Here is a 21,151-nt window from a genome sequence, read left to right as displayed (position 1 = left end):
TACGGAATTTGAAAACTGAAGTTGTCAGGATTTTATCAACAAAAAACCGGGAACATAAATAATATATGTCAGCTTTAGGTTAGCTTACAAAAATTTATTTATGCCTTAAAGAGTCCACCTGGATAAGGGTATCAACGCTGACCTTTATTCTAAAAATGTTCCTGACTAACCAACTCACTTACATCATAGCCTTTCTCACGGCAGTTCTCAATAATATCAACGAGTAACTCCGCCTCCATTTTTGGTTCACGGGCCATGATAAACAAATATTTTTCATCAGGGTGCCCCACAACAATATAACTGTAGTCATTGGCAATCTCAATAATCCAATATCCAATTTTAAAAGGCCATAGAAATTGAGCCTTCATATCGCCGTCAGGTTTATCCTCACTAAAAAAAAGCTTGGACGTAACCGTATGTTCTTCTGGCTTACCATTTTTATGATAGGTTGTTAAAACATCAAAGTGTTCATCTTCAGCAAGTGTATAAGTTTCCGTAGTTTGTTTCCAGTTCTTATCCATTAATGTAGGAATAGAATACAACGAATACCATTTACCTTCAAATGCCTTATAATCAATATTGCCAAGCGGTTTATTTTCCATGATGTTTTTTCCTCACCATATATAACCAAAAGCTGATTATAAAGTTTAGAAAAGGATTTTTTAACCTTATATTTATTTCTACCTTCGATTAACATTTGATGATAAGCAAACCTTTAAATTGAAAATATATGAAAGTAACGGTTGTTGGCGCAGGCGCTGTTGGAGCTACCTGTGCAGATAATATTGCAAGAAAAGAATTAGCAGATGAGCTGGTGCTATTGGATATTAAAGAAGGATTTGCAGAAGGCAAAGCCATAGATATGATGCAAACTGCAACACTTTTAGGCTTTGATACTAAAATTGTCGGTGTTACAGGCGACTATAGCAAAACTGAAGGATCTGACGTAGTGGTGATTACTTCTGGTTTACCCCGGAAGCCTGGAATGACCCGTGAAGACCTCATTGGTATAAATGCAGGTATCGTAAAGAGCGTAGCCGAAAACACTTTGAAATTTTCACCTCAGGCAATAATCATTGTGATTAGCAATCCAATGGACACCATGACTTATCTGGCGTTGAAATCTTTGGGTTTACCTAAAAACCAGATCATAGGTATGGGGGGGACTTTAGATAGCTCAAGATTTAAATATTATTTATCACAGGTTTTAAAATGTAACCCTAATGATTTACAAGGCTTTGTAATAGGCGGTCACGGCGATACAACAATGATTCCGCTAACACGCCTGGCTACCTATCAAAGCTTGCCAGTAAGTAATCTTTTAGATCAGAGCACATTAGATAAAGTTGCTGCCGATACAATGATTGGGGGTGCAACCTTAACAGGTTTAATAGGAACATCGGCGTGGTATGCCCCGGGCGCTGCAGGTGCAGCACTTGTTGAAGCCATCATCAGGGATGAAAAAAAACTGTTTACCTGCTCCGTTTTACTCGAAGGCGAATACGGCCAAAGCGATATATGTTTAGGCGTACCGGTAATTATTGGCAGAGGTGGTTGTGAAAAAATTATGGACTTTAACCTCACTGACCATGAACAGGTGGCATTTAACAAAAGCGCAGATGCAGTTCGAAATATGAATGCTGTACTCACAGAAATGAATCTGATTTAGGCTTATTAAACAATAAAATGAAATCAGTTTCAATCCCGCTCCAACTCATAAACTTACAAGGCGACGGTTTTCACCTCTTGGTGGAAATTGTTGTTTTTAAACAAAAACATTTTGCCGTGTTAGATACCGGCGCTTCAAGGACGGTATTCGATAAAAAACTGATAGAGCAGAATATCGGTGAGACAGTGAATATTTCTAATGAAATTAATGCTGCCACATTATTCACAACCACTTCTACTATCCAGGCAACAATTCCCGTCTTAAAAATTGGTAAGATAAAGATCAAAGAATACGAAACCGTAGCTTTTGACCTGCAATCTGTAAGCGAAACCTATGAGCAATTTGGACACCCGACTATCATGGGAATTATTGGTGGAGATATCCTGAACGAACATAAAGCTATCATCAATTATGATAAACTGACACTGAAACTTTATAAGTAATACAATTATAATATTGAATGCGTTCACATAGCAATTCAAAATAGGTCACAATAGGATGTCATTTTGATTTGCATTGGTTTCTTTATAAATTTAAATAACTAAACCGATCAGATATGAAATTTTTAAAAATCTTACTGGCAATCATAGTGATACTCGTTATCGTTATTATTGCGGGAAGCTTCTTTCTTCCAAAAACCTATAGCGTAAGCCGTTCGATCAAAATTAATGCCCCCGATAGCACTATCTATAGAAATATTGCCGATTTTAAGGAATTCTACAAATGGAATCCCTGGGCCAAAATGGAGCCTTCAGCCAAGGTTAATTTTTCCGGAACACCCGCAGAACCCGGCCACGTTTACGAATGGATAGGAAAAGAAACCGGTGCTGGCCAGATGAAAATACTCAAAGCAGAAACCAATAAACTAGTAGACATCGATTTATTTTTCAAAGAACCCTTTGAAAGCCACGCCGACACTAGATTTGAAATCCAGCCTGAAGGCCCCGCAAATAAAGTGACCTGGACAATGAGTGGTGAAAATAACATGATCAGCAAGTGGATGTGCCTGATAATGGGTGGAATGGATAAAATGATAGGAAAAGATTTTGAAACTGGTTTGACAGATTTAAAAAAGAAATCAGAAAATACTCAATAGAAATTCGAAAAGCCTCACTACTATGCGAGGCTTTTTTTTGCCCATATTTTCTTTAATACACACAATTATTCACTTACTTCAATAAAAATCATTAAAATTAACCTCTGATTAATTAACTTAATATTGCTATCTCAAAAAACTAATTGTCCTTAATGAATTTATTACTTGTAGAAGATGAGCCTAATGTTGTTTCTGTAATTTCAAGAGGCTTAATGGATGAAGGCTTTACGGTAAGCGTAGCACCCGATGGATTGATTGGCAAGAAAATGGCAATCGAAAACCAGTTCGATATAATCATATTGGATATTATGCTCCCTGGTTTAAATGGTCTGGAGCTTTGTAAAATCATTAAGGAACAGAAGCCCAACTTACCCATAATCATGCTAACGGCCCTTGGAACAACCGAGAATGTAGTGAACGGATTAGATAACGGTGCCGACGATTACCTGATCAAACCTTTCAAATTTGCAGAGCTTTTCGCCAGAATCAGAATGTTAATGAGACGTTATAGCGGTATCTCATCATTGGATCAGGTGGTAACTGTTGCTGATCTGGAGATAAACCTAAGTGCAAAAACGGTCAAAAGAGCTGAACGCGAAATCACGCTTACTGCAACTGAATATCGTCTCCTGGAATACCTCGCTAAAAATAAAGGAAAGATATTATCCCGCATCGATATCCTGGAGAACGTCTGGGACATCGATTTCAACCTGGGCACCAACGTGGTCGATGTATACGTCAATTACCTGCGTAAGAAAATTGATAAAGGCGGCGAACAACAAAAGTTAATACACACTGCTGTCGGATTAGGCTATGTCTTAAAAGGTTAGGTATGCAAATCACCAAGAAGATCACTTTACTATTCGCCATTCTATCTGCGGTGATCATCTCTTTGTTAAGCGGTTTTGTGTGGTACTTTGCTAACGAATTTGCTTTCGAGGACTTTTATAAGCGACTGGAAGCACGTGTAAATATTTCAGCACAAATTAAATTATATGAAGATGTAAACAATACGGCTTATGCAAAAATGCGTAACCAGTATCTGGAACGCTTACCCTCAGAGAAAGCCTTTATTTTTGAAGCCAGCGCTCCAAAATCCAATCACCTCGACCGCGAATTACCAAAGAGCTTTTATAATCGCATCCAAGCCGGATTAATGTCGCGATATCGTGTCGACAATCACTTCTATGCCGGTAAATCATTTAAAATAAGCAACAAAGATTACCTGGTTATCATTTCTGCTAATGATCCTGTTGGCTTCAGAGAGCTTAAAGATCTCCAGCGAATTCTGATAATAGGTTTCTTTTTATCAGTTTTTCTCTCTTTTGTGGTAGGATGGCGCTTTTCAAATTACATGTTGATACCCCTCAGGAAGGTAATCAAGAGCGTTAAAAAAATTAAAGCTGAAAACCTGCACATGCGATTAGACGTAAAACAAGGTAGCGATGAAATGTCACAACTCGCCGAAACCTTTAATAACATGTTAAATCGCCTGGAAACAGCATTCGAAACACAAAACAACTTCATTAGCAATGCCTCACATGAGTTAAGAACACCCTTAACCATTATTAGTGGGGAAGTTGAATTAGCGCTCAAAGGAACCCGTGACGAAATCAAAACATCTGCAGCATTACACAAAATTAAAGATGAGGCCGAAAGGTTAGAGCATATTTTAACTAGCTTACTTGGATTAGCTCAATCGGGATTTAATGGTAAAAATCAGCCATGGGAAGATGTAAGAGTAGACGAATTGCTTTGGGAAATCAGAGGTTCCGTTACTCAGGTACACCCTGAAAGCAAAATTGAGATCGATCTGAACAAACTACCTGATGATGAACGCCGTCTTACCGTGAAAGCCAACAGAAATCTGTTAAAGCTGGCCATTTCAAACATTGTCAGTAACGCCTGCAAATACTCCAACGACAAATTGGTTAATATCGCAATTGAAAGCAGTGACCATATTTTATCTGTTGCCGTTACAGATCAGGGAATAGGTATACCACAAACAGACATACAACATATTTTTGAACCATTCTACAGGGCTTCAAATACAAATGATTATAAGGGCTATGGCGTTGGTCTTCCACTTTCGTTAAATATTATCCGTCTACACCGTGGCAGTATCGCCATTAAATCTCAGGAAGGTATTGGCACCGAAATAAAGATAATGTTGCCTGTTTAGGAATAGCATTGTCCACACTGCTGCCTCCATATACTTCTTTAAAATTGAATTACCCATCTAAATGAAATTCTAATCTCGTTTTAATCTTTTTCTTATCGGGCTGTAATACTGATCGGCTAAACTTGTATAAATCAATTATTAACTAATTCGTTTAAACAATTAGTCGCCATGAAAACAGTATTAGTCCCAACCGATTTCAATTTAGAAAGCACAAAGATTATTGATGCGCTGGTACAGACTCAACCTCACGAGACTTACAATATCATCTTTCTACATGCTTTCAAGCTGTCAGATTCAATAACTGATATGCTGATGCTGAGCAGAAGGAGCCGCGATTACGACAATATAAGCGATGAGTTCTATCAGCAGCTAAATTATTACAAAGCAAAATATTCCGGCATAATTGAAAATATTGGGATTGAATATTTTTACGGAAGTACTGTTGCAGCCTTCAAAAATTTTCTCGATGCCCTTGAAGTAAGCAGTATTGCCTACCCTAAGGGATATAATTTTAAACCAATTAATAAATATAGTATCAATCCAAAGTTCTTAACAGAACGCTCCGGCTGCGATATATTGGAACTTACAATTATGGGAATTCAGAACTCAGAAAATTTAATCGACACTAAAATTCACGAGAAAAGAAGAGAAGTAGTCGGCATTTAGATAATATACATCAAATTTTAGATCATGCTGTTACGAAATAATATTCCACTCACTTATATATTTGGGAAAATAAAGAAAGAACTACTTTTGGTAATTGCCTATTCTGTCGGAATAGTGGTTTTATATCAAAATTTTCATGTTACCCGAATTTCAATTCCAGTAGCGGTCCCAGCCCTGCTGGGAACAATTATTTCTTTGCTATTAGCGTTTCGTTCTAATCAGGCATACGACAGATGGTGGGAAGCCAGAACATTGTGGGGCGCTATGGTGAATGATTCAAGGTCTATCTCCCGTCAAATCTTATCATTTGTAGAAAACCCATATCAATCAAATGAAATAGAAGCATTTAAGGAAAATTTTATTAAAAGGCAAATAGCCTGGTGCTACGCATTAAGCCAATCTTTACGGGGCTTTAACCCACGTAAAGGATTAGAAGAATTCCTAACAGCTGAAGAAATGGCTTTTATTAAAAAAAGAAAAAACGTTACCGCAAGCTTGCTCGAATTACATGGAATGGACCTTAAAAAGGCCTTAAGCGAGGGGTGGATTAACCAATATCAGCAAATTGAAATTGACAAAACCCTAAGTGCGTTGTGCAATCATATGGGTGGCTGTGAGCGAATAAAAAACACGGTATTCCCTGTTACATACAGTAAATACATTAGCATGTCCATTCATCTTTTCATTGTACTATTACCTTTTGGATTAATCGAATATTTCGGATATATGGAGGTGCCTCTGGTAGTTGCGATTGCAGCTTTCTTTTTACTGGTAGAAAAAATGGCCGTGCATTTACAAGATCCCTTTGAAAACAAACCAACCGATACACCAACAACAACCATTTGCAGAACCATCGAAAGAGATCTGCTTCAAATGTTGGATGATAATAAAATATATGTGGATAAACCTCAAACAGAATTAGCGCCGTTTGGCTCTTATTACATTCTGTAGAAAGATCAATTCTTAGTTCTGTTCCTTAGTTTGGAATGGTTAGTTAACGCCATAAGCTTCTCTCCGGATGGAGAGAAGCGAAGGCAAAAAACCCCTCTTAAGCTTGGTGCTCAAAGAGGGGTTTTCAATTATAAGTCGGCACAGCTACTATTGATTAAGCATCAATCTTCGCATATTTTGCATTTCTTTCAATGAACTCTCTACGTGGTGCAACCTCATCGCCCATTAACATGGAGAAGGTGTGGTCACATTCTGCAGCACTTTCAATAGTGGCCTGCAATAATGTACGTGTTTCCGGGTTTAAGGTAGTTTCCCATAACTGATCAGCATTCATTTCACCTAAACCTTTATAACGCTGGATATGTACGCTATCTTCTTTACCTGCACCTTTTAATCTTTGTACCGCAGCATCACGTTCCACATCAGTCCAGCAGTATTCGAATTCCTTACCTTTTTTAACCTGATAAAGTGGTGGAGAGGCGATATAAACATAACCAGCTTCGATCAATGCCCTCATGTAACGATAAAAGAATGTTAAAATTAAAGTGGTAATGTGTGACCCATCAATATCAGCATCGGTCATAATTACGATTTTATGGTAGCGCAACTTGGTCAAGTTTAAAGCCTTATTATCCTCAGGAGTACCTATACTTACACCGATAGCAGTAAACATATTTTTAATCTCATCATTTTCGTAGATTTTATGTTCCATCGCTTTTTCAACATTCAAAATCTTTCCCTTCAATGGTAAAATAGCCTGAATGTTCCGGTCACGCCCCTGCTTTGCAGTACCACCCGCTGAATCACCCTCTACCAGGTAAATCTCGCACCTTTCTGGATCACTGTCCGAACAATCTGCCAGTTTACCAGGCAAGCCCGAACCGCCCATCACACTCTTACGTTGAACCATTTCACGGGCCTTACGGGCCGCAGCGCGCGCAGTAGCCGCCAAAATCACCTTGTTGATGATCATTTTCGCTTCTTTAGGATTTTCTTCAAGGTAATTCCCCAAAGCTTCACCAACAGCAATATCTACAGATCCCATAACCTCACTATTTCCAAGTTTGGTTTTAGTTTGTCCTTCGAATTGCGGCTCCTGCACTTTAACAGAAACTACCGCAGTCAAACCTTCTCTAAAGTCATCACCGGTAATTTCCATCTTCACATTCTTTAACAAACCTTCCTTATCAGCATAGTTTTTTAAAGTACGGGTTAAACCTCTACGGAAACCCGCAATATGTGTTCCCCCTTCGTGAGTGTTTATGTTATTTACGTAGGAGTGAACGTTTTCAGAATAACTATCATTATACTGAAATGCCAGCTCAACAGGAATACCGTTTTTAATCCCTTCAATATAGATAGGTTCAGCCAGAATTGAAGTACGTGTACCATCCAGAAAAGCTACAAACTCCTTTAAGCCTCCTTCAGAAAGGAAAGTTTCGGATAGAAAAGATCCATTTTCAAGTGTTTCTCGCTCATCAGTCAAGGTAAGCTTTATTCCCTTATTTAAAAAAGACAATTCACGCAAGCGCCCTGCTAATGTATCGTATTTATATTCGGTAGTTTGCGTAAAAATGGTAGCATCCGGACTAAATGTTACAATAGTTCCACGCTTATCAGTAATACCTGTCTCTTTAACATCATACAATGGCTTACCGATGTTATACTCCTGCATCCAGATCTTACCCTCACGATGAACCTCTGCTTTAAGGTGAGTTGACAGCGCATTAACACAACTTACACCTACACCGTGTAAACCACCTGAAACCTTATAAGTATCCTTATCAAATTTACCACCCGCGTGCAAAACCGTCATCACGATCTCAAGGGCCGATTTGTTCTCTTTTGTGTTGATGCCAGTAGGAATACCACGGCCATTATCTTCAACACGTATAGAATTTCCTTCCAGAATCCTGACGTCAATGGTATCTGCATGGCCAGCTAAAGCCTCGTCGATAGAGTTATCCACTACCTCGTAAACCAAGTGGTGTAAGCCTTTTACACCAGTATCACCTATATACATTGAAGGGCGCTTACGCACCGCTTCCAAACCTTCTAAAACCTGTATATTATCTGCCGAATAATTTGACTTTAAATCTTGTTCTTCGCTCATATTTTAAATAAAAACTATAAGTATCAAAAATACGGAAATTCCGGCACTTAAACTAATATGTGGATAAGTTTTAGGCTTTTAAAACCCGCCATAAACACGCTCAAGGTGAATTATTTGAACATTTAAACGGCAATTTCCGCTATGAAATCTGATATGCTTTCAAGGGCAAATTCTTCCGCTAAAGTTTTTCGAAGGAGGAATAATTAAATGATCTCAGAAAAGGCAAACTTATTTTTCAACGCTCAAAACAGGCATAAAAAACTCTTAAATTGGATATCAAAACTAATTTATATAAGTTTGCTGAAATTTATTAAACAATAATGGAAAGAAGAACCTTTAAAACCTTTGGTTTATTTGCTACTGCTGCTTTAATTTCAGCTTTTTCTGCATGTCAAAACAAAGACGCTAAAACAACTGAAACTAAAAAAACAGATAGTACATCTGCAGCAGTATCTAAAAGCGAGCAAATTGTATTTGTTAATCAAGATTCTTTATTAAGCAAATACGAGTATTATAAAGACCTGAAAGTTAAATTCGAAGGTAAGTCTAAAAACGCCCAGGCGGATATGCAGGCGAAAGGACAGGCATTTCAAAGAGAAGTGGCACAATACCAGCAAAGTGCTCAAACGCTTTCTGCCGATCAACGCAAAGCAACAGAAGAGCGTTTAGGCCGTAAGCAGCAGGAGCTTCAAACTTATCAGCAAAATGCTGGTGGTGCATTGCAAAATGAGCAAGCTGTTGAAACAGAAAAACTTTATGATAAGGTTGCAGGTTATTTAAAAACTTATGCAAAAGAAAAAGGCTATAAATTAGTTCTCTCTTATACTAAAGGCAGTACAATTTTATTTGCTGATGAAAGTTTAGATGTTACTTCTGATGTAATCAAAGGTTTAAATGCTGAATACAGTAAAAAATAATTAGCTAAAATTGTCAATGAGAAATGCTCCGTTTTACGGGGCATTTTTTTTGGACTAAATTAAACACTACTATCTGCCTAACTGTTTAAACAATATGGAAAACAAAATGAATCACGAAGATTTTATGCGCATGGCCATTGAACTATCGCTCAAGAATGTGAACGAAAGTTTAGGCGGTCCATTCGGCGCAGTAATTGTAAAAGATGGAATTTTTATTGCAGGTTCGGCAAATAAAGTAACAGCCACCAACGATCCCACTGCACATGCTGAAGTTTCAGCAATCAGGTTGGCTTGCGAAAAATTAAACACATTTGATTTAAGTGGATGTGTAGTTTACACCAGTTGTGAACCTTGCCCAATGTGTTTAGGTGCAATTTACTGGGCTAGAATCGAAACCATTTATTTTGCAAACACAAAAGCAGACGCCGAATCTATCGGCTTTAGCGATAAGTTCATTTACGATGAGCTGGATAAACCAATGCATAGTCGTACTTTACCGGTTGTACAATTAATGCGAAATGAAGCACTCCAGGCTTTCGAACTTTGGGAAACCTCGCCAATAAGAATAAATTACTAGTAAATAGATCTTGGCATTTAACCCTCTTTTTTTAATAGATTATTCTCATTTTGGTCGGTTAATTTACGGAATAATTATTGTTAAAAAGAGGTATGACCTATGAACAAAAAATTACCAGTGATCTGGAATTCTGGAAGTTTAAGATTTTGCAAAAGCCCTCTTTTTTAAGTCAGGCGACAGACAATATACAAAAGAAGATTAATACCTATATCCCGGATAGCGTACACCAGGCAATTACTACTACGATTAAACAGATGGTTAAAACAGTATTGTTTGGATCAGCATACACAACAGCCAAAGCAATAACTGACCTAACTTTAATGCACCGCGAGGCATTGGTAAAAGATAAAATCGAAAATTACAAGAAAACCGGAGCAGCCGAAGGTGGAATTACAGGTGCCGGAGGTTTCCTGATGAGCCTTGCTGACTTCCCTTTGCTATTGGGAATTAAAATGAAGATGCTTTTTGGTATTGCAGCACTGTACGGCTATGACGTTAAAGATTACAGGGAACGCTTGTTTATTCTTCACATTTTTCAGCTGGCATTCTCCAGCAAAAATGAAAGTCAAAAAATATTTCATAAAATAGAGAATTGGGATGACCAGGCCCATCGCCTCCCAAACAGTATTGATGAGTTTGACTGGCTTACCTTTCAACAGCAATACCGGGATTATATTGACTTAGCTAAACTTGCCCAGTTATTGCCTTTCATAGGCGCAGCTGTCGGGGCAATTGCAAATTATAAACTTATCGATAAGCTGGGAAAAACTGCCATGATGGCTTACAGAATGCGCTATGTTAATATTCAAACAATAGGTGAACAAACTGCGACATCCATAGTGAGTAAAAATTAGCTGCTGTGTGTTACTTATTGAAGGTGTAGATAAACCAATGCAATCATTAGTGCATAGCACGATAGATCACATCCATAATTTTTGATCTTGTATTCAGTGTATTTAAAGCTTTATTTTTATCATCAGGATATACCCTGTTTGATAAAAAAACATATACAAGATCATGCTTTGGATCAACCCAAATCGCGGTACCAGTATAACCAGTGTGCCCAAATACTTCATTTGATGCCAAGGTTGATGGATAACCTTTGGCCGGATCCGGATCCTTGCGGTCAAATCCGTAACCTCTTCTACTTACCTGAGACTGGCTGGATGTAAAGCGTTCCAAGGTCTCAGCCTTAATATAATTCCAACCGCCGTAAGAACCTTTGTTCAGCCACATTTGACCTAGAATTGCCATATCATTTGCGCTGGCAAAAAATCCAGCGTGGCCGCTCACCCCGCCAAGCATTGCTGCCCCAGGATCATTTACAAACCCTTGCACAGGCATAGAACGCAACCATCCATCGTTTTCTGTTGTAGGAACGATATTATCTTTCTCAAACCTTTGGCGAGGTAAAAAACCTGCCCGTTGCATACCTAATGGTTTATAAAAATGATCTGCCGCAAAAACATTTAATGGCGTTAATGAAACCTTTTCTACTACTTCTTTCATGTAGTACATACTCAAATCGCTGTAAACGTATTTTCCCCTGGTTAAAAGTTGATCATTAAGCATTGCAGGCCACATGGTATCTTCAAAGTAATTCTTCCTCAAAAAATAACCGTCAGCCAGTTGGGTTGGATATTCTTTCGAATATAAAGTGTCAGTATCTTTAGGCTTTAGATACTCGTAAAATTTAATGTATGGAAAAAAGCCGGCCTGATGCAATAGAATCTCCTTTATCTTTAAATCTTTTTTTTCAGGCATTCCACGTGTTCTGGCAATATATTTCGTAACAACACTATCAACAGAAAGCTTACCATCATCAACAAGTTTCATGGTTGTGTTGGTTGTCGCAGCTAACTTCGTTATCGACGCCATGTCATAAATATCATCAGCTTTTGTTGTTCTTACACGATCATATTTATGTGATCCAAATGCTTTATGATAAATCACATTTCCATTTTTTACGATAAGCACAACTGCTCCCGGAGTACCTTTCGCATCGATCGCATCTTTCATAATTGCTGCAATAGTATCTAATTTATCAGCATTCATACCAACTGATTCAGGCACTGTATAGTTTAACCGAACAGCCTTGCCATTAACAGCTATCCCGCCAAAAATTTCTTTGGCAGCACAGGCAGCACTTAATTCATCATTCAGATCGGTAGCAATCACGGATGATTTAAAGTCTGTACTAATGCCGCCAGAATAGCCTTTCTGAACGATAATTACTTTCTTATTTTTTTCAATTTCCTTGATAAAGGAGATAAGCAATTTACTGAGATTGCCATCAGTTTTCAAAATAACGTAGTTATACAGTTTGAGACGATCGTTTAAATCATTCAAACTCGATATATTGTTTGAATCATAAATCTTACTCAGGGTATCCACTTTTGTATACTTATTAACTAAGCTATCAAAAACGCTGTTATACTTAAATCCAAAATTCACACTTATCATATTAAGATCTTGCAAACCAAATACCGGTAATTGTTTATTGCCATCATGCACCTTTAAATGGTTAATCGCTGTCTTTTCTGCTAGAACTAAGCTGATGTTAGTTTTATGTTGCTGAGCATAAGAATTAGTGATCCAAAGCAGGATAAAAATAAAAATGTAAATTCTACGATTCATGTTCTGTTCAACGTTTATAGAAAGAGCAACATTTTTCAATGTTGCTCTTAGGTTTATTATATAGCCGGATCGGCAGGAGTGTTTGGATTAGTAATCCTTTCCTGATCGGGATAGGGATAAAAGTTACGGTTCCTTTCAGATGTATCAGTTGGCGGCGCTGGCCTTCCAAATCGTCTGCTATCTTCAAGTCTTTGTCCCGTTAAGAAAAGTTCTGCGCACCGCTGCTTATAAACCTCCAGTAATAAGGCATCCTTAGATAGGGTGCCCGCATAAGCAGGGAGCCCCCCATACACACCAAAAACATCTCCTGTAGTTTGAGTTCTTACTTCGTTTATCAACGAAAGCGCGTCATTGATCATTCCGTTGCTTCTTAAAATTGATTCAGCACGTATTAACTTCATTTCATCAGGGATATAAACAGGTATCTCTGCAGTTTGGTTAGTAGCAAATGCGTTGAGCTTCCTCACTGTCGTTGTTACCGTGCCTGTAGTTGTAGTAGTCGTAGATATGTAGAAAGCTTCTCTCCTGTCTCCTGCCTCAAATAATGTTGTTGATAGGCCAAGATTTGCCTGAGGTGTATAGTATTGCAAATTAACAGCAGTATTCCAAAGTGGATTAACCGACGCTGTGGAATAGGTAAATACGTTTTTACTGCTCAAATCCACCGCAGAGGCGTTCGTAGCTGCAGCGGCATAATTACCAGCCATTAAATTATAACGGGCATTAAAAACATACAGTGCATTCTTCAAATTGAAATTAGTACCCGCAACATTTGCTGTGAAATCAGTTGTTACTGGATTAGCATTAATCTGACTAATAGCGTCATTCAGTAACCTGATAGCTTCAGTCAATACTGCCTGGCGAGGATAAAACACTGCCTTACCAGTTTTGTCTGTGTTGATGTTACTTTGTTCAAATGAAGTTGCTAAACTACCCAGGGCAATAGCTTTATATAGTTTTGCATGAGCCAAAACTCCGGAAAGTGTTCCACCAGATATAGTACTGATATTGCTTGCATTGTTAATTACATCCTCACTCATACTCATCAACTTCTGCAAACTAGACCACAAAGTCAGCAGATTCCCGTTAGCTGTGGGTAGTGCTACTCCTCCCGCTTCAAGCTCCAAGGTATTCGTGAAAGTTGCTGTCCCTTTAAGTTCCCTTGCCGTAACTGCAGGATAGAAGTATGAAGCTGCTATAACATTAGTCGAGTAGTATTGCCTTAATCCAACGCTTAAACCAAAAATTCCTGCACGCGTTGTAAGCACATCAGTTTCTGTAGGGGCATTAGGATTTGAAATATCTGTTTTACAGCTATTCGCAAAAAGCGCAAACACCAGTAACAAGCCTAATTTAATTTTAAATATCTTTTTCATTTTAAATTCTTTAATGGTTAAAAGGTCATATTCAATCCAACAATAATCTGTCTGGGGATCGGAACCTCAACAAAATCAAATCCTCGAACCGCTGTGCTTTGTCCTGCAGAATTTATTTCAGGATCGTAGCCACTATAATTATCAATGGAGAATAAATTTCTCCCTGCAACGCTGAAACGCATACTACCATTTTTTAGAAATTTTGGTTTGAAATCATAAGACGCGGAGACCTCTCTTAATTTGACATAAGATCCGTCTTCAATCCAGTTTTCGAAAATCGAGAATAATGCGGCAGATGTTCCCTTTGGCACCTCACCCCTCAACTCAGCTTCATAACCTTTTAAACCGCCATATAAATCGCGATCCCCTACACGTTTGGTGAAATTAAAAACATCCGCACCAATTGATGCATCTACCTGCGCTCGGAAAGAAAAGTGCTTACCAACGTTTACCTCATTGATTAATGATCCTGTCCAATCCGGATTGGGATCACCAATAACCTTCCTCAGGGTGCTGCCATTAGCGGCTTTAGCAGTTTGAGGCAAGCCATTTAATAAGGCAAGTGATCCATCAGCATTGCGCGCAAAATAAGTTGAATAGAAGGCACCGATTGGATATCCATTTACTGCTGCGACCTGACTAAAACCGCCTGGAAAGGTCAGTAAACCTCCTGGAATATTATCAACGACGTTCTTATTACGAGAATAAATTGCTACAACATTCCATTTAACTTTTTCATTTAGAATAGGCACTCCTCTTAACATGATCTCAAGTCCACGGTTAGTCATTGTACCGATGTTAACGAATTCAGTTGTAAAACCTGTACTGGGTGTTAAGTTTATTAGGTTAAGTAGATCGGTGACATTTTTGCGATAGTAGGAAAATTCAAATCCAATACGTTCTTTAAAGAAACTAATGTCTGTTCCTATCTCAAATTCTTCCTGACGTTCCGGCTTGATTGAGCTGTTACCGAGCAGAGTGGAGGAGTATACACTTGGCAATCCACCAGAATTTACAGGAACATAGTTAGTGTACTGGTCGAAGGCTCCTAAAGCTGTTAAATTACCTGACTCTCCATAAGATGCCCTTAACTTCAAACTTGATATGATGTTCCTTATTTTTGAATCTTGCCAGAATTTCTCATTGGAAAGCACATAACTCCCACTAAATTTCTTATAAAATTGTGAACGATCATCTCTTCCAAATACCGAAGACACATCATTTCTTAAAGCAGCAGTAAGGTATACTTTGTCCCACAGTCCGAACGTTTGCTGAACATACGCTCCCATCACATTAACAGTCGAGCGCAGTTCAGTTCCTACAACTACTCCATTGTTTACCGTTTGCCCAACCAATCCCAACTGAGTTGCCGATAATCCAGTTTGATAACGTTTTTCATTCTGAGCTGTTGCACCAATTCCAGATGTAGATTCCAGCCAATCAGTAATCTTAGTCTGATATGAAGCTGTAAAATCGTTATTTACCATAAATGTTGTCAGGTCCGCACGTTTCGAAAATCCGGTATTATAAGTAGGTGTTGTATTTCCCACGGGAATATAGCCAGTTCCGATTTGCGTAGCGTTATCATAGCCAAGTACATAATTCAATGTTAAACCTTTAACTGGAGTGGCTGTTGCCTGGAAATTACCAATAAAACGACTTGTCCGTTGTTGAAAATCAAATCTGTTAATCGCCTCCAAAGGGTTAGTTCTCGGTGCAACACTGGGAGAAGTAGAAGGATATACGCCATTTACTGGTTCAGGATTAATATAGTTATTAGCAAAAATAAAACCGGTTAACGCTCCATAAGCTTCATTGAGGCCGCCATTAGGAATTTCATGACTTGAACTGATTGAGTAATTAGCGCCTGCAGAAATTTTAAGCCAATTAGTAATAGTCTGATCCAACCTTACTTTTGCACCGCCACGACTAAAATCAGAGTTATCAATTATTCCTTGATTGTACAAATAGTTTCCACTTACATAGTATTGTGTACCATTGCTTCCTCCAGATACTGAAACATTATTTTCATTACCATATGCCATTCTGAAAATATCATCCTGATAGTCGTACCGCTGTACTGCAGTTTGGCTTAAATCAGTTAGTGTTGTTGTATTATAGCGGAAAGGATAAGTATTTATATCCAGTGTTTTTCTCACTTCGCTTATTTTGAAATTAGTTGAGACATTAACCACTGGTTTTCCTTCCTTACCCTTTTTTGTGAAAATCTGCACAACACCATTACTGGCCCTGGATCCGTAAATTGCAGCGGCAGCAGCACCTTTTATAATTTCAATACGATCAATATCATTTGGGTTAATATCTACCAGCCTATTTTGGGCATAACCACCAAGATCAAGCAATTCTGTAGAATTGTTATTAACAATCACCCCATCAATAATATATAACGGATCGCCAGTTCCGACAATCGTACTACTCCCCCTTAGCCTTACACTAATACCTCCTGCCGGATTCCCAGAGTTTTGTGATATCTGAGCGCCAGCTACTTTACCACTTAAGGCCTGATCGATCGAAGTTGCATTACTGTTCTCAAGATCTTTTGAACTCACAGTAGAAATAGCGTTACCTAATGTTTTGCGGCTGGTTGCTACAGATGTACCAGTTACCACGACTTCATTCAGGCGAACTAGATCTTCGTCGATATTTGCATTTAAGGTAATTGTCTTTTCCGATCCTAACTCAATACTTTGTGTCTTAGGAGAATACCCCAAAAAACTAAAAGTAATTTGATATTTACCTCCACTAAGCCCTGCGGTAAATTCATAAGCACCGTTTCCATTAGTGGAGCCCCCTATTGTTGTGTTTCCTACTTTGACACTTACGCCAGGCAAGGGTTGTCCCGTTCGTGCATCTTTAACAAACCCTTTAATTACATATGCTCCTCCCTGGGCAGAGACCTTTCCATAAAAAAGAAAGAAAAAAATAAGCAATAACAGGCTGCCTCTCGCAGTCCTCCCGAGTAAATTTTCGTTCATAATATTTATTTTGTGTTAAGTGTTGGTTCTCTTAAAATGGCAAACTTACTTTACCCATCGCCACAGCCGGCATTTCGGGCCTGCTAGTATAGCTGAAGCTTTCTGCCGCTAAACATTCGTTAGCCAGCAATGCAAACAATACAGCCTCCTTCGCATCAGGATTTATTCCTAAATCCGCCGTATTTTTCAACTTACAATTCAAATATTTGGCTAACCTATCCTTCAATAAAGGATTGTGCATCCCTCCACCACTTAAATAAATCACAAATGGAGTTTCAGCAGGTATTGACTTCCGGATCGCATCAGCTATAACTCTGGCGGTAAATTCTGAAAGTGTAGCCAAAACATCTACCCGGCTTATTTCATTTTCATTCGATTTGATGGCGCGATCTAAATAATCAAGATTGAAGAGTTCAGGGCCTGTTGTTTTAGGAAATGGAAGACCAAAGAAGGGATCAGCTAACAGTCGTTTTAGCAATCCCCCATCTACCCTACCCGATAATGCCAGTTCAGCATCTTTATCGAAGAACATTCCCTCAAAATGTTGCTGTACATACTGATCCAGGATCGTATTACCCGGACCGACATCCGTAGAAAATATCTGATCGAAATTAAAGCCAGCAGGTAAATAAGTAAAATTTGCAATACCACCAATATTAAGTAAGATACGATTTTCAATTTCATCAGAAAAGATCAGGTAGTCCCCATAAACAGCTAAAGGGGCACCTTCACCACCGGCAGCGATATGTTTTTGCCTAAAATCACTTAGCGTAATAATGCCTGTTTTTACAGCAATATGATCTCCATCACCTATCTGGAGTGTCGCATTAGGATAGTTTGGTAGTTTGTGAATAGATTGCGGAGCATGATAAATGGTTTGTCCGTGACTGGCAATGATATCAACCTCACTTGCAGAAAATCCCCAACTTTCCAATGCCTCCAATATTAAATCAGCATAATAATTCCCAATAAACGCATTTAATACCGTTACCTGTTGAAGGTCGACTATCCTTTTGGATGAAACTGATCTTAATTCATTTTTGAATTCCGGCGAAAAGTCCGTTGTAGTAAAATGAAGCAAGTTTACAGATGTATCTGCACCTGAGCCGGAGAATTTACAAAGCGCAATATCCAAACCATCAAGTGATGTTCCTGACATTAATCCGACGATGATTCTGGAAGTAGCTTGTGAAATATCAACTAGTTTTTGTAGAGATTTATTCATTCGATGTTGTTAAGGGTAATCGAAAACACGCAAAAAAATGCATGACACACAAAATCCACTATCACTTTTGTAAATATATAGATTTTAAAAAAGGATTTTATGCATACTATGAAATAAAAACCGCAATAACACGCAGAATTATGCTGTCTTTAAATTCGGAAGAAGTGATTGTAATAAAATGCGATAGGAAATAATTGCTATTTCTCGTCCTCGAACATCCCATCAAGCAATTCATCCGTCTCTCTTCTGTCTTTTTTTGTTGGACGACCCGCCCCGCGATCCCTTTTCAGCCCCGGCGCGTGGAATACGGATTTGAAAGCATGCGTTTCCTCAACTGGAGTTAAGTCTTTATATTTAGTTAATGCCGTAGGAGAATCTGTTCTGTTGTAAGAGAAATCTATAACTTCGATTATTTTTTTTTCAATCCCTTTTGATACCTGATAAACATCACCGATTTTCACAATTGCTGAAGGTTTGATATTCTGCCCCTTCAACTTCACCCTTCCCGCCTTACATGCATCAGTCGCCAGACTTCTGGTTTTAAATAACCTTATCGCCCACAAATATTTGTCTACTCTAAGTTTTTCTACTTCTCCCATACAAAGTCAAAAATACTAAAACAATCAGGCACAAGGCAAACAATTTAAACAATTAGCCCTTTAATAAACAAAAATTGATTTATTTTGCGTAAAATTTAAAAACATCATGTATTCAGATTTAAAGAAATTAATTGAAGCCGCCTGGGACGACAGAACTCTTCTACAGTACAGTAACTATTGCGAAGCTATTGAAACCGTAATTCAGGGATTAGATAAGGGAGAAATTCGTGTTGCTGAACCAGTTTTAAATTCATGGGGCATTAATGAGTGGGTAAAAAAAGCGGTTATTTTATACTTCCCGATTCGCGAGATGAAAGAAATCAAAAGTGGTCCTTTCGTTTACCACGATAAAATGGAATTAAAGACTGATTATAAAACAACCGGTGTACGTGTAGTACCAATGGCGAGTGCCCGTTATGGCGCGTATTTAGCTAAAGGTGTAATCATGATGCCTTCTTATGTTAATATTGGGGCCTATGTGGATGAAGGTACAATGGTTGATACCTGGGCTACTGTTGGCTCATGTGCTCAAATCGGTAAACGTGTTCACTTGAGTGGAGGTGTTGGTATTGGAGGCGTTTTAGAGCCGGTTCAGGCAGCTCCTGTAATTATCGAGGATGATGCATTTCTAGGTTCAAGAGCAATTGTTGTAGAAGGTGTTAAAGTCGAAAAAGAAGCAGTTTTAGGTGCTAATGTTGTGTTAACGGCATCAACGAAAATTATTGATGTAACCGGACCTACACCTGTTGAATACAAAGGTATTGTTCCTGCACGTTCAGTAGTTATCCCTGGAAGCTACACTAAAAAATTTCCGTCCGGTGATTATCAGGTACCATGTGCATTAATCATTGGAAAACGTAAAGAGAGTACAGATAAAAAAACCTCTCTTAACGATGCGTTGAGAGAAAATAATGTAGCTGTTTAAGCATGAAGCCATAAGGTGAAAAGTGAAAACAAAATACAAAGCATTAAAGCCGAAAGCACAGCGCTTGAACCATCAAGTATTGAGCCTTCGGCTTTAAACATTGAACTCAGAATCGGATATGATGGCAAACGCGCTGCCAACAATCTAACGGGTTTAGGCAATTATAGCCGATCTCTGATTGAGGCCATAGCCAACCAGTTTCCGTCCGGTCAATACCTGGTTTACACACCTAAAGCCAAAAAGGCTAAGCAAATTGATACATTCTTCGGGAATAAAAATATTCAACTGAAACTTCCAAGAAATGGAACCTTCCTTTGGAGGACACTGAACATTCTTAAAGATTTGTTTCAGGATAACGTACAAATCTATCATGGTTTGAGTCATGAGATTCCTTATGGGATTCACCATACCCCTATAAAATCTGTTGTAACCATACACGATCTTATCTTCCTCCGTTTTCCGCATTACTATAAGTTTATCGACCGTAAATTATACGAATGGAAGAGCAAGGCAGCCTGTAAAAATGCGAACAGAATTATTGCCATAAGTGAGAAAACAAAAAGTGATATAGTCGAGCTTTACCAAATCAATCCCGATAAAATAGATGTGATTTATCAGAGTTGCGACGACAGCTTTAAAACTGCATTTGATGGACAGAGGCTTTATGAAGTCAAAAACAATTATAAATTGCCAGATCGTTTCATCCTGAATGTTGGCACTATAGAAAGTCGCAAAAACCTAAAATTATTGATTCAGGCGCTTCCAGTAATCAGGAAAGAATATATGCTGGTTGTAATTGGGAAACCAACCTCCTATTTAGAGGAAGTTAAACAGGAGATAGAATCCCTTGGATTGAAAGAAAGAGTCATGTTTCTTCAGGATATTCCTTTTGCCGATTTACCTGGAATATATCAGCTTGCTGATTTGTTCGTCTATCCATCTTTTTATGAAGGCTTTGGAATACCGATCATAGAGGCTTTGTATTCTCAAACACCGGTAGTAGCTGCTACTGGTTCCTGTTTAGAAGAGGCAGGGGGCCCTCACAGCTTGTATATTGATCCGACTAATGCTGGAGCCCTTGCAGATGCTGTGAACGGCATACTGGATTCCAATGAGCTACAAAATCTAATGAAAGCAAAAGGGCTGGAATTTGTTAAAAAATTCAACAGCCCTTTAGTTACGCAGCAATTAATGGATTGCTATCTAAATCTTATCCGCTAAT

The 21,151-nt window shown here is 38.4% G+C and carries 19 protein-coding genes; 12 read left to right on the top strand and 7 right to left on the bottom strand.

From position 1 onward, the window contains the following. Positions 1 to 149 precede the first annotated feature (149 nt). Positions 150 to 602 (bottom strand): lipocalin family protein, encoded by a 453-nt coding sequence (locus tag AC570I_RS01945; protein ID WP_497403946.1) that lies wholly within the window; start codon positions 600 to 602, stop codon positions 150 to 152. Between the two features lie 128 nt (positions 603 to 730). On the opposite strand from AC570I_RS01945, the gene AC570I_RS01940 reads away from it, so the two are divergent. The 7 genes from AC570I_RS01940 (at position 731) to AC570I_RS01910 (ending at position 6,564) form a co-directional block, all read left to right on the top strand. Beyond that, entirely contained in the window at positions 731 to 1,669 is a 939-nt protein-coding gene (locus tag AC570I_RS01940; RefSeq protein WP_497403944.1) for a malate dehydrogenase, read from the top strand. 17 nt (positions 1,670 to 1,686) lie between these two features. Beyond that, positions 1,687 to 2,112: an aspartyl protease family protein gene (locus AC570I_RS01935; protein ID WP_497403942.1), complete on the top strand. Its 426-nt coding sequence runs from the start codon at positions 1,687 to 1,689 to the stop codon at positions 2,110 to 2,112. Positions 2,113 to 2,225: 113 nt separating this feature from the next. Beyond that, complete coding sequence (locus AC570I_RS01930; RefSeq protein WP_497403940.1) at positions 2,226 to 2,765, top strand: SRPBCC family protein; 540 nt, start codon at positions 2,226 to 2,228, stop codon at positions 2,763 to 2,765. A gap of 152 nt (positions 2,766 to 2,917) precedes the next feature. Continuing rightward, complete coding sequence (locus AC570I_RS01925) at positions 2,918 to 3,595, top strand: response regulator transcription factor (RefSeq protein ID WP_497403938.1); 678 nt, start codon at positions 2,918 to 2,920, stop codon at positions 3,593 to 3,595. 2 nt (positions 3,596 to 3,597) lie between these two features. Next, complete coding sequence (locus AC570I_RS01920) at positions 3,598 to 4,947, top strand: sensor histidine kinase (RefSeq protein WP_497403936.1); 1,350 nt, start codon at positions 3,598 to 3,600, stop codon at positions 4,945 to 4,947. 168 nt (positions 4,948 to 5,115) lie between these two features. Next, on the top strand, positions 5,116 to 5,613 hold the full coding sequence (locus AC570I_RS01915; RefSeq protein ID WP_497403934.1) for a hypothetical protein: 498 nt from the start codon (positions 5,116 to 5,118) through the stop codon (positions 5,611 to 5,613). A gap of 24 nt (positions 5,614 to 5,637) precedes the next feature. Further along, a complete protein-coding gene (locus tag AC570I_RS01910; RefSeq protein WP_497403932.1) occupies positions 5,638 to 6,564 on the top strand; it encodes a bestrophin family protein in 927 nt (308 codons plus the stop codon). A 154-nt stretch (positions 6,565 to 6,718) separates the two neighbouring features. Here the strand turns inward: AC570I_RS01910 and gyrB are convergent, their stop codons facing one another. Then, positions 6,719 to 8,677 carry a DNA topoisomerase (ATP-hydrolyzing) subunit B gene (gyrB, locus tag AC570I_RS01905; RefSeq protein ID WP_497403930.1) on the bottom strand — a complete coding sequence of 653 codons (1,959 nt, stop codon included), beginning with the start codon at positions 8,675 to 8,677 and terminating at the stop codon, positions 6,719 to 6,721. A gap of 320 nt (positions 8,678 to 8,997) precedes the next feature. On the opposite strand from gyrB, the gene AC570I_RS01900 reads away from it, so the two are divergent. The 3 genes from AC570I_RS01900 (at position 8,998) to AC570I_RS01890 (ending at position 11,025) form a co-directional block, all read left to right on the top strand. Beyond that, complete coding sequence (locus tag AC570I_RS01900; protein WP_497403927.1) at positions 8,998 to 9,594, top strand: OmpH/Skp family outer membrane protein; 597 nt, start codon at positions 8,998 to 9,000, stop codon at positions 9,592 to 9,594. A gap of 94 nt (positions 9,595 to 9,688) precedes the next feature. Further along, positions 9,689 to 10,171: a nucleoside deaminase gene (locus AC570I_RS01895; RefSeq protein ID WP_497403925.1), complete on the top strand. Its 483-nt coding sequence runs from the start codon at positions 9,689 to 9,691 to the stop codon at positions 10,169 to 10,171. A gap of 92 nt (positions 10,172 to 10,263) precedes the next feature. Then, positions 10,264 to 11,025 (top strand): EcsC family protein, encoded by a 762-nt coding sequence (locus AC570I_RS01890; protein WP_497403923.1) that lies wholly within the window; start codon positions 10,264 to 10,266, stop codon positions 11,023 to 11,025. Positions 11,026 to 11,071: 46 nt separating this feature from the next. Here the strand turns inward: AC570I_RS01890 and AC570I_RS01885 are convergent, their stop codons facing one another. The 5 genes from AC570I_RS01885 to AC570I_RS01865 form a co-directional block, all read right to left on the bottom strand. Then, positions 11,072 to 12,808, bottom strand: a complete 1,737-nt coding sequence (locus AC570I_RS01885) for a serine hydrolase domain-containing protein (protein ID WP_497403921.1) — start codon at positions 12,806 to 12,808, stop codon at positions 11,072 to 11,074. Positions 12,809 to 12,864: 56 nt separating this feature from the next. After that, entirely contained in the window at positions 12,865 to 14,184 is a 1,320-nt protein-coding gene (locus tag AC570I_RS01880; RefSeq protein ID WP_497403919.1) for a RagB/SusD family nutrient uptake outer membrane protein, read from the bottom strand. Between the two features lie 17 nt (positions 14,185 to 14,201). Continuing rightward, positions 14,202 to 17,180: a SusC/RagA family TonB-linked outer membrane protein gene (locus AC570I_RS01875; RefSeq protein ID WP_497403917.1), complete on the bottom strand. Its 2,979-nt coding sequence runs from the start codon at positions 17,178 to 17,180 to the stop codon at positions 14,202 to 14,204. A gap of 31 nt (positions 17,181 to 17,211) precedes the next feature. Beyond that, positions 17,212 to 18,405 carry an anhydro-N-acetylmuramic acid kinase gene (locus tag AC570I_RS01870; protein ID WP_497403915.1) on the bottom strand — a complete coding sequence of 398 codons (1,194 nt, stop codon included), beginning with the start codon at positions 18,403 to 18,405 and terminating at the stop codon, positions 17,212 to 17,214. A gap of 197 nt (positions 18,406 to 18,602) precedes the next feature. Then, positions 18,603 to 19,004, bottom strand: coding sequence for an RNA-binding S4 domain-containing protein (locus AC570I_RS01865; protein WP_497403913.1), 402 nt, complete (start codon positions 19,002 to 19,004; stop codon positions 18,603 to 18,605). Positions 19,005 to 19,110: 106 nt separating this feature from the next. On the opposite strand from AC570I_RS01865, the gene AC570I_RS01860 reads away from it, so the two are divergent. Both AC570I_RS01860 and AC570I_RS01855 read left to right on the top strand, forming a co-directional pair. After that, positions 19,111 to 19,929: a 2,3,4,5-tetrahydropyridine-2,6-dicarboxylate N-succinyltransferase gene (locus AC570I_RS01860; protein ID WP_047797657.1), complete on the top strand. Its 819-nt coding sequence runs from the start codon at positions 19,111 to 19,113 to the stop codon at positions 19,927 to 19,929. Positions 19,930 to 19,944: 15 nt separating this feature from the next. After that, on the top strand, positions 19,945 to 21,150 hold the full coding sequence (locus AC570I_RS01855; protein WP_497403910.1) for a glycosyltransferase family 4 protein: 1,206 nt from the start codon (positions 19,945 to 19,947) through the stop codon (positions 21,148 to 21,150). Position 21,151 lies beyond the last annotated feature (1 nt).

This window comes from Pedobacter sp. A2324, from assembly GCF_059693705.1.
Note: the sequence above shows the minus strand (reverse complement) of the source record. Positions and strands in the feature narration are given on the sequence as shown.